The 1,131-nt window shown below is 50.5% G+C and carries 1 protein-coding gene; it reads right to left on the bottom strand.

Annotated elements, in window-relative coordinates; translation table 11 throughout:
* Positions 1-9: 9 nt before the first annotated feature.
* On the bottom strand, positions 10-1,131 hold a 1,122-nt coding region (tuf, locus tag D5398_RS25305), incomplete at its 5' end, for an elongation factor Tu (protein WP_120510033.1).

Raw genomic sequence — 1,131 nt, 5'->3', positions numbered from 1 at the left:
TATCAGCGATTAAGCGATAACTTTAGCAACAACACCAGCACCTACAGTACGGCCGCCTTCACGGATTGCGAAACGCAGACCGTCATCCATCGCGATTGGGTGGATCAAGGTAACAACCATGTTCACGTTGTCACCAGGCATTACCATCTCAACGCCTTCTGGCAGTTCGATAGTACCGGTCACGTCAGTTGTACGGAAGTAGAACTGTGGACGGTAGCCTTTGAAGAATGGAGTATGACGACCACCTTCATCTTTGCTCAGGATATAAACTTCTGAATCAAACTTGGTGTGTGGTTTGATTGAACCTGGTTTAGCCAGAACCTGACCACGTTCGATGTCTTCACGTTTGATACCACGCAGCAGAACACCAACGTTCTCACCAGCACGGCCTTCGTCCAGCAGTTTGCGGAACATTTCAACGCCAGTACAAGTAGACTTAACGGTGTCCTTGATACCAACGATTTCAACTTCTTCGCCGACTTTAACGATACCGCGCTCTACACGACCGGTAACAACTGTACCACGACCGGAGATGGAGAATACGTCTTCGATTGGCAGCAGGAATGGCTTATCGATAGCACGCTCTGGCAATGGAATGTAGCTGTCCAGTGCTTCTGCCAGTTCGATGATTTTCGCTTCCCAAGTAGCATCGCCTTCCAGTGCTTTCAGCGCTGAACCTTTGATTACCGGGATGTCGTCGCCTGGGAATTCGTAAGCAGAAAGAAGTTCACGAACTTCCATTTCTACCAGTTCCAGCAGCTCTTCATCATCAACCATGTCGCATTTGTTCATGAACACGATCATGTATGGAACGCCAACCTGGCGACCCAGCAGGATGTGCTCACGAGTCTGTGGCATAGGGCCATCAGTCGCAGCAACAACCAGGATAGCGCCGTCCATCTGAGCAGCACCGGTGATCATGTTTTTCACGTAGTCGGCGTGCCCTGGGCAGTCAACGTGCGCGTAGTGACGAGTCGGGGTGTCATATTCAACGTGTGAAGTGTTGATGGTGATACCACGAGCTTTTTCTTCTGGTGCGTTATCGATCTGGTCGAATGCGCGTGCAGAACCGCCGTAGGTTTTAGCCAGAACGGTAGTGATTGCTGCAGTCAGGGTAGTTTTACCGTGGTC

It is taken from the genome of Rahnella bruchi, assembly GCF_003614975.1.
In the GTDB taxonomy this organism is placed as follows: domain Bacteria; phylum Pseudomonadota; class Gammaproteobacteria; order Enterobacterales; family Enterobacteriaceae; genus Rahnella; species Rahnella bruchi.
Note: the sequence above shows the minus strand (reverse complement) of the source record. Positions and strands in the feature narration are given on the sequence as shown.